Here is a 13381-nt window from a genome sequence, read left to right on the forward strand (position 1 = left end):
CTTTCTTAAAGCGACGAGTATTTCTTGCGCAGACGCTGACGAATCAGTTCCGCGAGGGTGTTCATGACGAAGGTGAACAGCAGCAGCACCAGCGCCGAGAGGAACAGCACGCGGTAGTGGCTGCCGCCGACTTCCGACTCCGGCATCTCCACCGCGACGTTGGCCGCCAGGGTGCGCAGGCCTTCGAACAGGTTCATCTCCATCACCGGCGTGTTGCCGGTGGCCATCAGCACGATCATGGTTTCCCCGACCGCGCGGCCCATGCCGATCATCAGGGCCGAGAAGATGCCCGGGCTAGCGGTGAGGATCACCACCCGCGTCATGGTCTGCCACGGCGTGGCGCCGAGGGCCAGGGAGCCCAGGGTCAGGCCCCGTGGCACGCTGAACACGGCGTCTTCGGCGATCGAGTAGATGTTCGGGATCACCGCAAAACCCATGGCCAGGCCAACCACCAGGGCGTTGCGCTGGTCGTAGGTGATGCCCAGGTCATGGGAGATCCACATGCGCATGTCGCCGCCGAAGAACCAGGTCTCCAGGTACGGGCTCATGTACAGCGACAGCCAACCCACGAACAGGATCACCGGGATCAGGATCGCGGCTTCCCAGCCGTCCGGGACTTTCAGGCGGATCGACTCGGGCAGGCGGCTGAAGGTGAAGCCGGCCACCAGGATGCCCACCGGCATCAGCAGCAACAGGCTGAAGATCCCCGGCAAATGCCCTTCCACGTACGGCGCCAGGAACAGGCCGGCGAAGAAGCCGAGGATCACCGTCGGCATCGCTTCCATCAGTTCGATCACCGGCTTGACCTTGCGGCGCATGCCCGGGGCCATGAAGTAAGCGGTGTAGATTGCGGCGGCAATGGCCAGCGGCGCGGCCAGCAGCATGGCGTAGAACGCAGCTTTGAGGGTACCGAACGTCAGCGGCGACAGGCTCAGCTTGGGTTCGAAGTCGCTGTTGGCGGCGGTCGACTGCCAGACGTATTTAGGCTCGTCGTAGTTCTCGTACCAGACCTTGCTCCACAGCGCGCTCCAGGACACTTCCGGGTGCGGGTTGTCCAGCAGCAGCGGTTGCAGCTTGCCGCCGGCTTCCACGATCACGCGGTTGGCCCGTGGCGACAGGCCGAAGACCCCCGGGCCCTCGACCACCTGGTCCACCAGCAACGTACGGTGGGCGGTGCTGTGGAACACCCCGAGCTTGCCGGACGCATCCAGGGCGACGAAGCCCTTGCGGCGCTCTTCGGCGGTGATTTCAATGATCGGCGCCTTACCCATCTGGAAGGTGCGGATCTGCTTGAGGCGTTGCTCGCCATCCGGGTCACGGGCCATGAACCACTGGGCCAGGCCACCGCTGGAGTCACCGATGATCAGCGAGATGCCACCGACCAGCTGAGTGCTGGCCGTGACCTGGGCTTCACCGTCGTCCAACAGTTTGTAGCGACCGTTGAGGCTGTTGTCGCGCAGGCTGAACACGTCGGCCTGGGCACGCCCGTTGACCACGTACAGCCACTGCTGGCGCGGGTCGACGAAGATGTTCTTCACCGCCTCAGTCATTTGCGGCAGCTCGATGCGCTTGCGCTCGCTGGTGACTTCGCCGGTCATCATGTTTTCTTCACGGCTGAGCGACAGCACGTGCAATTGCGCGCCGGTGGAGCCGGCCAGGACCAGGGCCGAATCGCTGGCGTTGAGGCTGACGTGCTCCAGCGCACCGCCCTCTTCATTCAACGCAATCGGTGCTTCGCCGTAGGGGTACTCGATGGCCGGCGAGATGGTTTTCTTGCCGTCCGGGTAGCTGACCCTGTAGGTGTGGCGGAACACCAGCGCCTGGCCATTGGACAAGCCCACGGCCACCAGCGGCGTACCGGGCTGGTCTTCACCGATGGACGTCACGTGCGTGCCCGCCGGGACTGCCAGGTCGACGCGCTTGAGTTCGGCGCCATTGTTGATGTCGAAGAAAATCGCCTGGCCCTTGTCGGAAACCCGCATGGCGACCTGGTTCTGCTCTTCGAGGGAGATCATCAGCGGCTTGCCGGCGTCCTGCATCCAGGCCGGGGTGATCGCGTCTTCGGCGGTCAGGTCGGCGCCCTGGAACAGCGGCGCGACGACGTAGCCAAGGAAGAAGAAGATCAGCGTGATCGCGCCGAGAACGGCGAGGCCGCCAATCAGCACGTACCAGCGCGTCAGGTGGTCCTTGAGCGCGCGAATGCGGCGCTTGCGTTTCAATTCAGGCGTATTGAAGTCAATGCGCTTGGGAGGGGAAGTCGTAGTCATTGGGGAATTGGCCAGATCATTCATGCGCACACCCTAGCGATCCTGTATGACAGAAAGATGACAATGCAGTGACGCAACAAATCCGCCGCCCGTAGAAACTGGCAGCGGATAGAGAAATTGGAGTGGTGTGGAAGCGAGCCTGCTCGCGAAAGCGGTGTACCCATCAACAACGCGGTTGAATGTGCCACCCTCTTCGCGAGCAGGCTCGCTCCCACACTGGAACCCGGCTAAGCCAGGCTCAAGGTGTTACTTCTTTGCGACTTCAGCGCCGCCTTCTTGCAGACCCAGGTCAGCCAGTGCCTTGGCGGCGACTTTGGCTGGCAGTGGGATGTAGCCGTCCTTGACCACGACTTCCTGGCCTTGCTTGGACAGGACCAGCTTCACGAACTCAGCTTCCAGCGGGGCCAGCGGCTTGTTCGGGGCCTTGTTGACGTAGACGTAGAGGAAACGCGACAGCGGGTACTTGCCGTTCAGGGCGTTTTCTTCGGTGTCTTCGATGAAGTCAGTGCTGCCTTTCTTGGCCAGGGCCACGGTCTTCACGCTGGCGGTCTTGTAGCCGATGCCCGAGTAGCCGATGCCGTTCAGCGAGGAACTGATCGACTGCACGACCGACGCCGAGCCTGGTTGCTCGTTGACGTTTGGCTTGTAGTCGCCTTTGCACAGGGCTTCTTCCTTGAAGTAGCCGTAGGTGCCGGATACCGAGTTACGGCCAAACAGTTGCACTGGCTTGTTGGCCAGGTCGCCGGTCACACCCAGCTCGCCCCAGGTCTTCACATCAGCCTTGGCACCGCACAGGCGAGTCGAGGAGAAGATCGCGTCGACTTGTTCCATGGTCAGGTGCTGGATCGGGTTGTCCTTGTGCACGAACACGGCCAGGGCATCGACCGCAACCGGGATGGCGGTCGGCTTGTAGCCGTATTTGGTTTCGAAGGCCTGCAGCTCGTTGTCCTTCATCTTGCGGCTCATCGGGCCCAGGTTAGCGGTGCCTTCAGTCAGCGCAGGTGGCGCGGTGGAAGAGCCGGCGGCCTGAATCTGGATGTTGACGTTCGGGTATTCTTTTTTGTAGTGCTCGGCCCACAGGGTCATGAGGTTGGCCAGGGTATCGGAGCCGACGCTGGACAGGTTGCCCGACACACCAGTGGTCTTGGTGTAGCTCGGGATCGCAGGGTCAACAGCGGCAACTGCGTTGGCAGTCGCAACGCCAGCAGCGACAAAGGTCATTGCCGCCATCAAACGCTTCAGTTTCATGCCTTACTCCTGGTAATAGGTGTGTGAAGTCGGGGCCAAGTATCGGCAGACCGTGTGAACACTCTATGACGCGAATATGACAATTGGATGAATGGCCAGCATGGGGCTGTTACGCGGTAATTCGGGGGCCCTTATCGCGAGCAGGCTCGCTCCCACAAGGATTGCGCTAATCCTGTGGGAGCGAGCCTGCTCGCGATGTCGCCCGTACAGACGCGATAGGGAACCGGCCCTAGCGCCCCTGCTTCCACAGGTACCCACCGACGACGATCCCCACGCCGCAGATGATCGCCACATAGTAGGCCGGCCCCATCGGGCTTTCCTTGAGCAGCAGGGTCACGACCATCGGCGTCAGGCCGCCGAAGATTGCGTAGGCCAGGTTGTAGGAGAACGACAGCCCGCTGAAGCGCACCACCGCCGGAAACGACTTGACCATCACGTACGGCACGGCGCCAATGGTGCCCACCAGCAGGCCAGTCAGGGCGTACATCGGGAACAACCAGTCAGGGTGATTGAACAGGCTGTGATAGAAAGTCCAGGAGCTGATCAGCAACAAGCTGCTGCCCGCCACGAACACCCGCCCGGCGCCGAAGCGATCAGCCAGGGCCCCCGAAGCCACGCAGCCCAGGCTCAGGAACACAATCGCCACGCTGTTGGCTTGCAGTGCCAGCGTCGCCGGGAAGTGATAGACCGTTTGCAGCACGGTCGGGGTCATCAGGATCACCACGATGATCCCGGCCGACAGCAGCCAGGTCAGCAGCATCGAGATGACGATGGCGCCGCGATGGTCGCGCAGCACGGTGCGCAGCGGCACTTCTTCAGCCAGAGCCTTGCGCAGTTGCAGTTCGGCGAACACCGGGGTCTCGTGCAGCCAGCGGCGCAGGTAGACCGAGAACAGGCCAAACACCCCGCCCATCAGGAATGGAATCCGCCAGGCGTAGTCGGCCACTTGCTCGGGGGTATAGAGGCTGTTGATCGCGGTGGCCATCAGCGAACCCAGGAGGATCCCGGCCGTCAGGCCCGACGTCAGGGTGCCGCAGGCGTAGCCGATGTGGCGTTGCGGCACGTGCTCGGACACGAAGACCCAGGCGCCCGGCACTTCTCCGCCAATGGCCGCGCCCTGGATCACCCGCATCAGCAGCAACAGGATCGGCGCCCACAGGCCGATCTGCGCGTAGGTCGGCAGCAGGCCCATGATCAGCGTCGGTACCGCCATCATGAAGATGCTCAGGGTGAACATCTTCTTGCGTCCCAGCAGGTCGCCGAAGTGCGCCATGACGATACCGCCCAGGGGGCGCGCCAGGTAGCCGGCAGCGAAGATGCCGAACGTCTGCATCAGCCGTAGCCACTCGGGCATGTCCGGCGGGAAGAACAACTTACCCACAACCGTGGCGAAGAACACAAAGATGATGAAGTCGTAGAACTCCAGCGCACCGCCCAAGGCAGATAGCGACAGGGTCTTGTAGTCATTGCGGGTCAAGGGACGTGCAGGTTGCGCGGGTGTCGCCGTGCTCGGTGGCGCTGTGGTCATGGCAAGAACTTCTCTTATAGTCAAATCTGCAACCCCAACAACGCTGGCAAGGGCTTGGGCAGGTTCGGCACCATAACAAATTGTTCGAAAAAGCACATAGAAGCGCGTATTTGACCGCCTAAATGAGAACCGGACGGTCGTCGTGGAGTCTATCGACCGATATACTCGCACCCTTGCTCCGGCTTGTAGGGGGTTGCTGTGCGAAAACGACGTTGGCCACTGTCAGCCGATTTCGCAGAGTTTCCCCTTAGTACGCCTTACGAGAAACGTGACGAACGCATTGTGTTCGGGCTGAAACGTTTTTCCCAAGACGGCTATTCACCTGAAACACCTATGAGAGTCACGGGTCAGAGGCACCCCCGGCATGATAGAGCTCGAACAAGACGATCCGATTCCGCAAGGCGACCTGGCCCTGCAGATCACCGCGCTACCGCGCGAAACCAACGGCTTTGGCGATATTTTCGGCGGCTGGCTGGTGTCACAGATGGACCTGGCCGGCACGGCGATGGCCAGCAAGGTCGCCGGGGGCCGCGTGGCCACGGTCGCCATTGATCGCATGGCGTTCCTGGTCCCGGTCGCGGTGGGCGCACAATTGTCCTTCTACACCCAAGCCCTGGAGATCGGCCGCAGCTCGATCAAGATGATGGTCGAGGTGTGGAGCGACGACCCACTGTCCAGCGAATGGCGCAAAGTCACCGAGGCGGTGTTTGTGTTCGTCGCCATCGACGGCAGCGGCCGCACCCGTTCGGTTCCACCCCGGGCACGCTAACGCTGGCGGCCGACGCTCATCCTTGATCCTGCACGAGATGCCCAGCATGAAGACGCCCAACGTTGAAGTCGTGACCCTGGATGAACTGAGCGGCTGGCGGATTCGCCACGGCCAGGCCGAATTGCTGGTCGCCCAGCAAGGCGCGCACATCCTCAGCTATCAACTCGTTGGGCAACCCCCGCTGATCTGGCTCAACGATGAGGCGCGGTTCAAGGCGGGCAAGAGCATCCGCGCCGGCGTGCCGGTGTGCTGGCCGTGGTTCAGCAACCTGGACCGCAACCCGCCCGGCGTCAAGGCCATGCACACCAGCGACCTGCCCGCCACCGCCCATGGGCTGGTACGGGCGATGGACTGGGAGCTGGGGACGATTGAAGCCGAAGGCGACAGCCTCAAGGTGGAATTCGTCCTGCCCTACCCCGACGGCGGCCTGCCGGGCTGGCCCCACCACGTCGACCTGACGCTGAGCATTCGCCTGGACGAGCAACTGCACATCCACCTGACCAGCCACAACCGCGGCGCCGACCCCGTCAACATCAGCCAGGCGCTGCACACCTACTACGCGGTCAGCGATGTGCGCGACGTGCACGTCGAAGGCCTGGACGGCTTGAGCTACATCGAGACCCTGGACAACTGGACCACCGTCACCCAGCACGGCGACCTGCACTTTACCGGCGAGACCGACCGCATCTACCTCGACACCCCGCCGACGCTGAGCCTGGTGGACCCGACCTGGGAACGCCGCATCGAACTGACCGCCCGCGGTTCACGCTCGACCGTGATCTGGAACCCATGGTCCGAACGCGCCGCCGCGTTCAGCGACATGGCCGAAGACGGCTGGCAACGCATGCTGTGCATCGAGACCGCGAATGTGCTGGATGACAGCGTGGTATTGGCGCCGGGGGCCAGGCATACCCTGGGCGTGAGTATCGCCAGCAAAGCGCTCTAACCCACACCGCAAAAAACACTGTGGGAGCGAGCCTGCTCGCGAATGCGGCGTGTCAGTCACCCTCTCAGCCAACGGATAGACCGTATTCGCGAGCAAGCCCGCTCCCACCAAAAGCAAATCCACCACCACCACCACCACCACCACCACCACCAAACTCCCAACCACCCCGCACCGCCCTTCACCACTCAACAGGCCGAGCGTTAGCTCGCCTGCCGCTCTTGATCTGGCTCTTGATCTTGATCCACCCGCCCCATCGGCAGGCTGAGTGGAGGTATGCCTCTGGGGACTGGCGCGCAGCGCCGTTCGACGCAGTCGAACTCATCGCACGGAGGTGCAGCGAAGCAAACCGGAGGCGATGCCCCCAGAGGGATACCGGAACGAAGGAACCCCGAGCCCTAGCGAGGGGCCGGACGCTCGGGGCGAGACCTTTGCTTCCTTTGGGGCGTCTGCCAAAGGGAGTCGACCGTCAGGGCGAAACCAACAGCCGCCACACCCGCAACAACGGATATGTACACCACCCGCCAAGAGCCAGGTCGGCTGATAGGCCGCCTTCGCGAGCGGGCTCGCTCCCACACTGGGTCCGGGAGGGGGGTCAGCGTTACAAATCCGCCTCCACCACCACCCGCACCTTCGTCGCCTCCAGCGCATACGCCGCATCCGCCAGGTCGTTGGTCACCTTCTCGACCTTCAACGTACCGGTCACCCACAACGGGGTATAGATGTCATCGAGCTTCAACCCCTTGGGATAACGCACCAACACCAACTGATTAGGCGGCGGTGGCGGCACGTGGATGCAAGCACCTGGATAGGGCACCAGGAAAAACAACGTACTGCGGCCCTTGCCGTCGGTTTCCAGCGGCACCGGGTAACCCCCGAGGCGAATGGCCTTGTCGTTCATCGCCGCCACGGTCTTGGTCGAATACATCACCGCCGGCAAACCCTTGCTCTGCTTCAAGCCACCCTTGTCGGTAAAGGTGCCGTTGGCTTCCGGGGAGTCGTGGTCGATATCCGGCATGGCTTCGAGCGCCTGCTGGTCCGACTGGGGCATCAGCTCCAGCCAATCGGTTTCCGGCAGGTCGCCGGCGTGCGTCAGGCCAGGGCCCAACAAGACAAGAGTCAACAAGAGACGGCGCATGAAGGTGCTCGGTAGAAGAAGGATCGATCAGTCGCCGAGCATTCTAGCCCCCCGCGCGGAAACCGGGCAGGAGGCCTTGTCGCGTCGATCAGCTCTTTTTGACCAGGCCGTAGATCACCAGCAGCACCACCGCGCCCACCAAGGCACCGATGAAGCCCGCACCCTGGCCCGCCTGATAGATCCCCAGCGCCTGCCCACCGTAGGTGGCGGCCAGCGAACCGCCAATGCCCAGCAGGATGGTCATGATCCAGCCCATGCTGTCGTTGCCCGGTTTCAGGAAACGAGCCAGCAGGCCAACGATCAAGCCGATGAAGATGGTTCCGATAATGCCCATGGCGTTTCCTCTGATATGAAGTGGCGTATGCCAAAGCCTAGCCAGACTTTGGCATCCTGCCATCAGAGAGCGGCGACACCCGAAGGTTCCGCCGCGGGCGCGTGAAACTATTCGCCGATGAGCGCCTGGACCTTGAGGATCTGCTGCTCCAGCGTGGCCATGTCGGCGCAGCGCAGGTTGGCGTGACCGACCTTGCGTCCGGTCTTGAACGCCTTGCCGTAGTGATGCAGATGGCAATCGGCAATGGCCATGACCTGCTCCACCGGCGGAACCACACCGATGAAGTTGAGCATGGCGCTCTCGCCGACCTTGGCCGTCGAGCCCAGCGGCAGGCCGGCAACGGCGCGCAGGTGGTTTTCGAACTGGCTGCACTCGGCGCCTTCCGTGGTCCAGTGCCCGGAGTTGTGCACCCGTGGCGCGATTTCGTTGGCCTTGAGGCCACCGTCGACTTCAAAGAACTCGAACGCCATCACCCCGACATAGTCCAGTTGCTTGAGCACGCGGCTGGAGTAATCCTCGGCCAGCGCTTGCAATGGATGCTCGGTGCTGGCCACCGACAGCTTGAGAATGCCGCTGTCGTGGGTGTTGTGGACCAGCGGGTAGAACCGGGTCTCGCCATCACGGGCGCGCACGGCAATCAGCGACACTTCGCCGGTGAACGGCACGAAGCCTTCCAGCAGGCAGGCCACGCTGCCCAGCTCGGCAAAGGTATCGACAACATCTTCAGGCGTGCGCAGCACTTTCTGGCCCTTGCCGTCGTAACCCAGGGTGCGGGTTTTCAACACGGCGGGCAGCCCGATCGCGGCAACGGCGGCCTCCAGGTCGGCTTGCGACTGGATGTCGGCGAACGCCGGGGTCGGAATCCCCAGGTCCTTGAACATGCTCTTCTCGAACCAACGGTCGCGAGCAATGCGCAGGGCTTCGGCACTCGGGTACACCGGGACGAACTGCGAGAGGAAGGCCACGGTCTCGGCCGGGACGCTCTCGAACTCGAAGGTCACCAGGTCGACTTCGTCAGCCAACTGGCGCAGGTGGTCCTGATCGCCATAGTCGGCGCACAAGTGCTCACCCAGCGCGCTGGCGCAGGCATCTGGCGCGGGGTCCAGGAAAGCGAAGTTCATGCCCAGCGGAGTGCCCGCCAGGGCCAGCATGCGACCCAACTGGCCGCCACCGATTACACCGATTTTCATCAATCAACCTCAGGCAATGCGTGGGTCTGGATTGTCCAGGACGCTGTCTGTCTGCTCAGCACGGAAAGTCTTGAGTACCGCGTGGAACTGCGGGTGCTTGGCGCCCAGGATACTCGCCGACAGCAGCGCCGCGTTGATCGCGCCGGCCTTGCCGATGGCGAGGGTGGCCACCGGGATACCGGCCGGCATCTGCACGATCGACAGCAACGAATCGACACCCGAGAGCATCGACGACTGCACCGGCACGCCCAGCACCGGCAGGTGGGTCTTGGCCGCACACATGCCCGGCAAGTGGGCCGCGCCACCGGCACCGGCGATGATCACCTCGATGCCACGCGCCTCAGCCTCTTCGGCGTACTGGAACAGCAGGTCCGGGGTGCGATGGGCCGAGACCACTTTCACCTCGTAAGGGATGCCGAGCTTTTCCAGCATATCGGCGGTGTGGCTAAGGGTGGACCAATCGGACTTGGAGCCCATGATCACGCCAACCAGTGCACTCATCGTCGCGCCTCTTCTCTCTGGGCGCCCGCAGGCGCATCAAAAAACAACAAGCCACGCATTATGCGTGGCTTGTTTGTACGAATTATGGCCAGGCGAACCGGCCGAAGGCCGCGCAGTATACCGTAATACGGCAGATAAACAGCCCCCGTGGCGACCATCTGTCATTCGCCTCGCCAGAGCGTATTTGCTGACTCGAAAGTCAGCCAGCAACACCCCGGACTTAGTTACTCAAACACAGATCAGTCAATCGTCTACGAAGTTGAAAGTAACGGTTATTTATCATGGCCCGCACGACGCAATAGAAAGAAATATACGCCAACTCGCCAAACTAGTTGATCACCGTTAGATTGAGTTTCGCCACAGCTTATCGCCACCGACATACCCATGCCAAGATAACTAAAGGGATCAAGGATGAACTCGACTATCACCGTCAATAAAGAACCCATCACCATTTTCGCCATCATCCACAGTGATGTACCGGCGTCCGTCAGGACGTCTCTTTACGCTGACCACTTCCAACCTTTCGTCAGTGAACTGGAAAGCTTCATCGAACGAAAAGTTGATGTGGTGTTCGGCAAGCGCGCGCCGTATTGCGACTTTGACTACAAAGGCGAAGATGCGCTGCGGACCGTGAAGCGCTGGGAGGGCATGGGCGGCAACTATCTAAGCGAAATGCAAGCCGAGGGTTTCAAGACCAACGCATTGACCCAAGTCATCTTGATCACCAAGGAGCAGTTGAACGACAGCATCGCAGGCATTGCCCTGGTTTACCCGTATTCAAGAAAGTATGCCATTGCCTCGCTGACCCGCTATTTGATCGTCGGCCATGAAGTGGGGCACTTGTTAGGTGCCACCCATGAAGACTCGCAAACGCACTTCAACGGTTGGTGGTGCGAAACCTACATGACACCAGAACCCGACTCGCTAAAGTCCAACTGCTACAAATACAGCCCGGCCAATCGACAGAACATCAAAAACTATTTGGCCACGTACGACTGACATGACCCACCGGCAATGAACACAGGCACACGGTCGTTTATTAAATCGTCGTCCTTTTGATTCAAACAACCGGGTGCGCAACAACACACATCCCTCACACTGAACGACTAAAAGAGATCAAGGATGAACTCGACATTAAAGACACTGTTCTCGATAACCAGCGCGGCACTTATCAATTTCGGCGCCTTCACCTCGAATGCCCACAGCGCGCTGATTGACGACCCTCTGGACCCCATCAGGATCTTTGCAATCATCCACGATGACGTCCCGACCGCAAAAAGAACCAGCCTCTATACCGAATACCTACAACCGTTCATCTCGGAGTTCGAAAACATCACGGGACGCAAAGCCCACGTCTTCATCGATCAAGATCGCCCTCCCTACACCCACTTCAACTACAAAAATGAAGACCCTGCCAAGTCCCTGGAGCAATGGGTAAACCTTGCCTGGGAGTATGCAAAGGAGCGACACAACACAGGGTTCCTGGAATCCTTGAACAGCCGATACATCCTGATCACCAACGACTTCATCAATGGTGGCCCGGTCTTCGGAGGCACCGGTGGTTTTGCACGCAGGCCCGGGGCTGCCGCCATCGCGTCACTGGATTTCAAACAGACCGTAGGCCACGAACTGGGCCACACCTTCAATGCGGTGCATGAAGAGGGCGAAGTGCTTTACAACGGTTGGTGGTGCGAAACATTCATGTTCCCACCGTTGCCACTGCGTTCGAACTGCCTGGTGTTCAGTGACGGCAACAGAAAACGCATCAAAGACTATGTCGACAGCCGGTATTGATCTTTAAACGCCTTAGCGCCTTCACACGATGCCAATGACTTGCCAAGGAGTGCAACATGTCAAAACATCCCATTCTGCTCACCGTATTTATCCATGAAGACCTAAAAGATGCCAATCAAGACCAACTCTCCCTTGATCATTTCGATTGGGTCACCGATGAAATTTCTAACATTTCCGGCCAGGCAATGGACGTCAACTTCATTGAGCCTTCAGCGGCACCTTCTATCAGCACCTTTAACTATAAAGGTACTGATTTAGGTAACCTGCTGGAGCGCCTGTACGCCAACGTATTGAGTTACATCAACTCCGACCACTTCGTTTTCGATGACCGCCTGCACAAGTTCCTTCTATTAACCCGCCACGCAATCAATGACAAGATCTTGGGCGTTGCCTACCAGCCAGGAGCCCTGGCCATCGCCTCGATTACACACAACGTCACGGCCGCTCACGAAGTCGCTCACATGTTTGGTGCACGTCATGAAGATGCCGAAGAAAGCGTCGAAACTTACTACGGCCCGACCAAATCGACCCTTTACCCAACGGCAGAAGGCCGCGTCGCGTTCCGCTTCAGCGATAAAAACCGGGAGAACATTCGCAAGTACCTCGACAGCCTCGACTGACGTGCGGTGAGCCTCGGCAACCCAACGGATGAAGGCTCATTCGACGAACCTTCATCCGTTGCCCGTGCTCAAGAAGCCGCGCCCGCTGCCCCTCCTTCCAGCTTGCGCCACAACAACCGCACGTTGGCCTTACGCACCAGCGCACAGCGATACAGGCGAATCTCCAGCGGCACATGCCACTGCGGGCCACCGCACACCACCAGTTCGCCCCGGGCCAGCTCGGCGCGCACGCTCAACTGCGGCACCCAGGCGATGCCCAACCCTTCCAGGGCCATGCTCTTGAGGCTATCGGCCATGGCGGTTTCGTAGATGGTGGTAAAGCGCAGGGCACGCTGGCGCAGCAGCAGGTTCACCGAGCGCCCCAGGAACGCCCCGGCGCTGTAGGCCAGCAGCGGCACGCTGGCCTCGCCTTCGAGGTCGAACAGCGGCTTGCCGTCGGCATCGGCGGCGCACACCGGGAGCATTTCGGTGTGGCCCAGGTGCAGCGAGGGGAAAATCTCCGGGTCCATCTGCATGGCCGCATCCGGGTCGTAGAAGGCCAGCATCAAGTCGCAACCGCCTTCACGCAAGGCATGCACGGCATCGCCGACGTTGGTCGCCACCAGCCGGGTGGCGATGTTCAGGCCTTCGTTGCGCAGTTGCGCGATCCAGCGCGGGAAGAACCCCAGGGCCAGGGAATGCGCCGCCGAGACCTGCATCACTTCGCCCTGCCCACCTTCCAGGTGATGCAGGTGGCGCAGCACTTCGCCCAGTTGCTCAACCACCGTGCGGGCCGTGACCAGGAACAACTGCCCCGCCGCCGTCAGCTCGATGGGCGTGCGCGAACGGTTGACCAGTTGCAAGCCCAAGGCGGTCTCCAGGCTGCGGATCCGCCGACTGAACGCCGGCTGGGTCACGAAGCGCCGCTCAGCGGCCTGCGAGAAGCTGCGGGTGGCGGCCAGGGCACTGAAGTCCTCCAACCATTTGCTTTCCAGATTCATCACGTCCTCCCGAACACGCACCAAATTAGCTCACACGCTCGCCGCGCTCGCGGCGTCACATCGGTATTA

The 13381-nt window shown here is 61.1% G+C and carries 13 protein-coding genes; 5 read left to right on the plus strand and 8 right to left on the minus strand.

What is annotated here, in order from left to right; all coding sequences use genetic code 11:
- Nucleotides 1–5: 5 nt before the first annotated feature.
- From BMW74_RS06515 to BMW74_RS06525, 3 genes are all read right to left on the minus strand, one after another.
- Nucleotides 6–2039: an ABC transporter permease subunit gene (locus tag BMW74_RS06515; protein ID WP_175479170.1), complete on the minus strand. Its 2034-nt coding sequence runs from the start codon at nucleotides 2037–2039 to the stop codon at nucleotides 6–8.
- A gap of 474 nt (nucleotides 2040–2513) precedes the next feature.
- Nucleotides 2514–3515, minus strand: a complete 1002-nt coding sequence (locus BMW74_RS06520; RefSeq protein WP_093415323.1) for a phosphate ABC transporter substrate-binding protein PstS — start codon at nucleotides 3513–3515, stop codon at nucleotides 2514–2516.
- Between the two features lie 229 nt (nucleotides 3516–3744).
- Nucleotides 3745–5043 carry an MFS transporter gene (locus BMW74_RS06525; RefSeq protein WP_093415326.1) on the minus strand — a complete coding sequence of 433 codons (1299 nt, stop codon included), beginning with the start codon at nucleotides 5041–5043 and terminating at the stop codon, nucleotides 3745–3747.
- 364 nt (nucleotides 5044–5407) lie between these two features.
- Between BMW74_RS06525 and BMW74_RS06530 the strand changes: the two genes are divergently transcribed.
- Nucleotides 5408–5812: an acyl-CoA thioesterase gene (locus BMW74_RS06530; protein ID WP_093415328.1), complete on the plus strand. Its 405-nt coding sequence runs from the start codon at nucleotides 5408–5410 to the stop codon at nucleotides 5810–5812.
- A gap of 46 nt (nucleotides 5813–5858) precedes the next feature.
- Nucleotides 5859–6758 carry a D-hexose-6-phosphate mutarotase gene (locus BMW74_RS06535; protein WP_093415331.1) on the plus strand — a complete coding sequence of 300 codons (900 nt, stop codon included), beginning with the start codon at nucleotides 5859–5861 and terminating at the stop codon, nucleotides 6756–6758.
- A gap of 598 nt (nucleotides 6759–7356) precedes the next feature.
- Here BMW74_RS06535 and BMW74_RS06540 read toward each other — a convergent pair.
- The 4 genes from BMW74_RS06540 to purE form a co-directional block, all read right to left on the minus strand.
- Nucleotides 7357–7893 (minus strand): DUF3299 domain-containing protein, encoded by a 537-nt coding sequence (locus BMW74_RS06540; protein WP_093415334.1) that lies wholly within the window; start codon nucleotides 7891–7893, stop codon nucleotides 7357–7359.
- 88 nt (nucleotides 7894–7981) lie between these two features.
- Nucleotides 7982–8227 carry a GlsB/YeaQ/YmgE family stress response membrane protein gene (locus BMW74_RS06545; RefSeq protein WP_093415336.1) on the minus strand — a complete coding sequence of 82 codons (246 nt, stop codon included), beginning with the start codon at nucleotides 8225–8227 and terminating at the stop codon, nucleotides 7982–7984.
- A gap of 107 nt (nucleotides 8228–8334) precedes the next feature.
- On the minus strand, nucleotides 8335–9417 hold the full coding sequence (locus BMW74_RS06550) for a 5-(carboxyamino)imidazole ribonucleotide synthase (protein WP_093415339.1): 1083 nt from the start codon (nucleotides 9415–9417) through the stop codon (nucleotides 8335–8337).
- Between the two features lie 9 nt (nucleotides 9418–9426).
- Entirely contained in the window at nucleotides 9427–9918 is a 492-nt protein-coding gene (gene purE / locus BMW74_RS06555; protein ID WP_019694319.1) for a 5-(carboxyamino)imidazole ribonucleotide mutase, read from the minus strand.
- Between the two features lie 411 nt (nucleotides 9919–10329).
- Between purE and BMW74_RS06560 the strand changes: the two genes are divergently transcribed.
- From BMW74_RS06560 to BMW74_RS06570, 3 genes are all read left to right on the plus strand, one after another.
- A complete protein-coding gene (locus tag BMW74_RS06560) occupies nucleotides 10330–10917 on the plus strand; it encodes a zinc metalloprotease (RefSeq protein ID WP_093415342.1) in 588 nt (195 codons plus the stop codon).
- Nucleotides 10918–11040: 123 nt separating this feature from the next.
- The gene (locus BMW74_RS06565; protein ID WP_093415345.1) at nucleotides 11041–11712 is read left to right on the plus strand and encodes a zinc metalloprotease; all 672 of its coding nucleotides are present in this window, start codon (nucleotides 11041–11043) and stop codon (nucleotides 11710–11712) included.
- 56 nt (nucleotides 11713–11768) lie between these two features.
- Nucleotides 11769–12332: a zinc metalloprotease gene (locus BMW74_RS06570; protein ID WP_093415348.1), complete on the plus strand. Its 564-nt coding sequence runs from the start codon at nucleotides 11769–11771 to the stop codon at nucleotides 12330–12332.
- Nucleotides 12333–12400: 68 nt separating this feature from the next.
- Here the strand turns inward: BMW74_RS06570 and BMW74_RS06575 are convergent, their stop codons facing one another.
- A complete protein-coding gene (locus BMW74_RS06575; RefSeq protein ID WP_093415351.1) occupies nucleotides 12401–13312 on the minus strand; it encodes a LysR substrate-binding domain-containing protein in 912 nt (303 codons plus the stop codon).
- Nucleotides 13313–13381 lie beyond the last annotated feature (69 nt).

It is taken from the genome of Pseudomonas sp. ok272 (genome assembly GCF_900109995.1).
In the GTDB taxonomy this organism is placed as follows: domain Bacteria; phylum Pseudomonadota; class Gammaproteobacteria; order Pseudomonadales; family Pseudomonadaceae; genus Aquipseudomonas.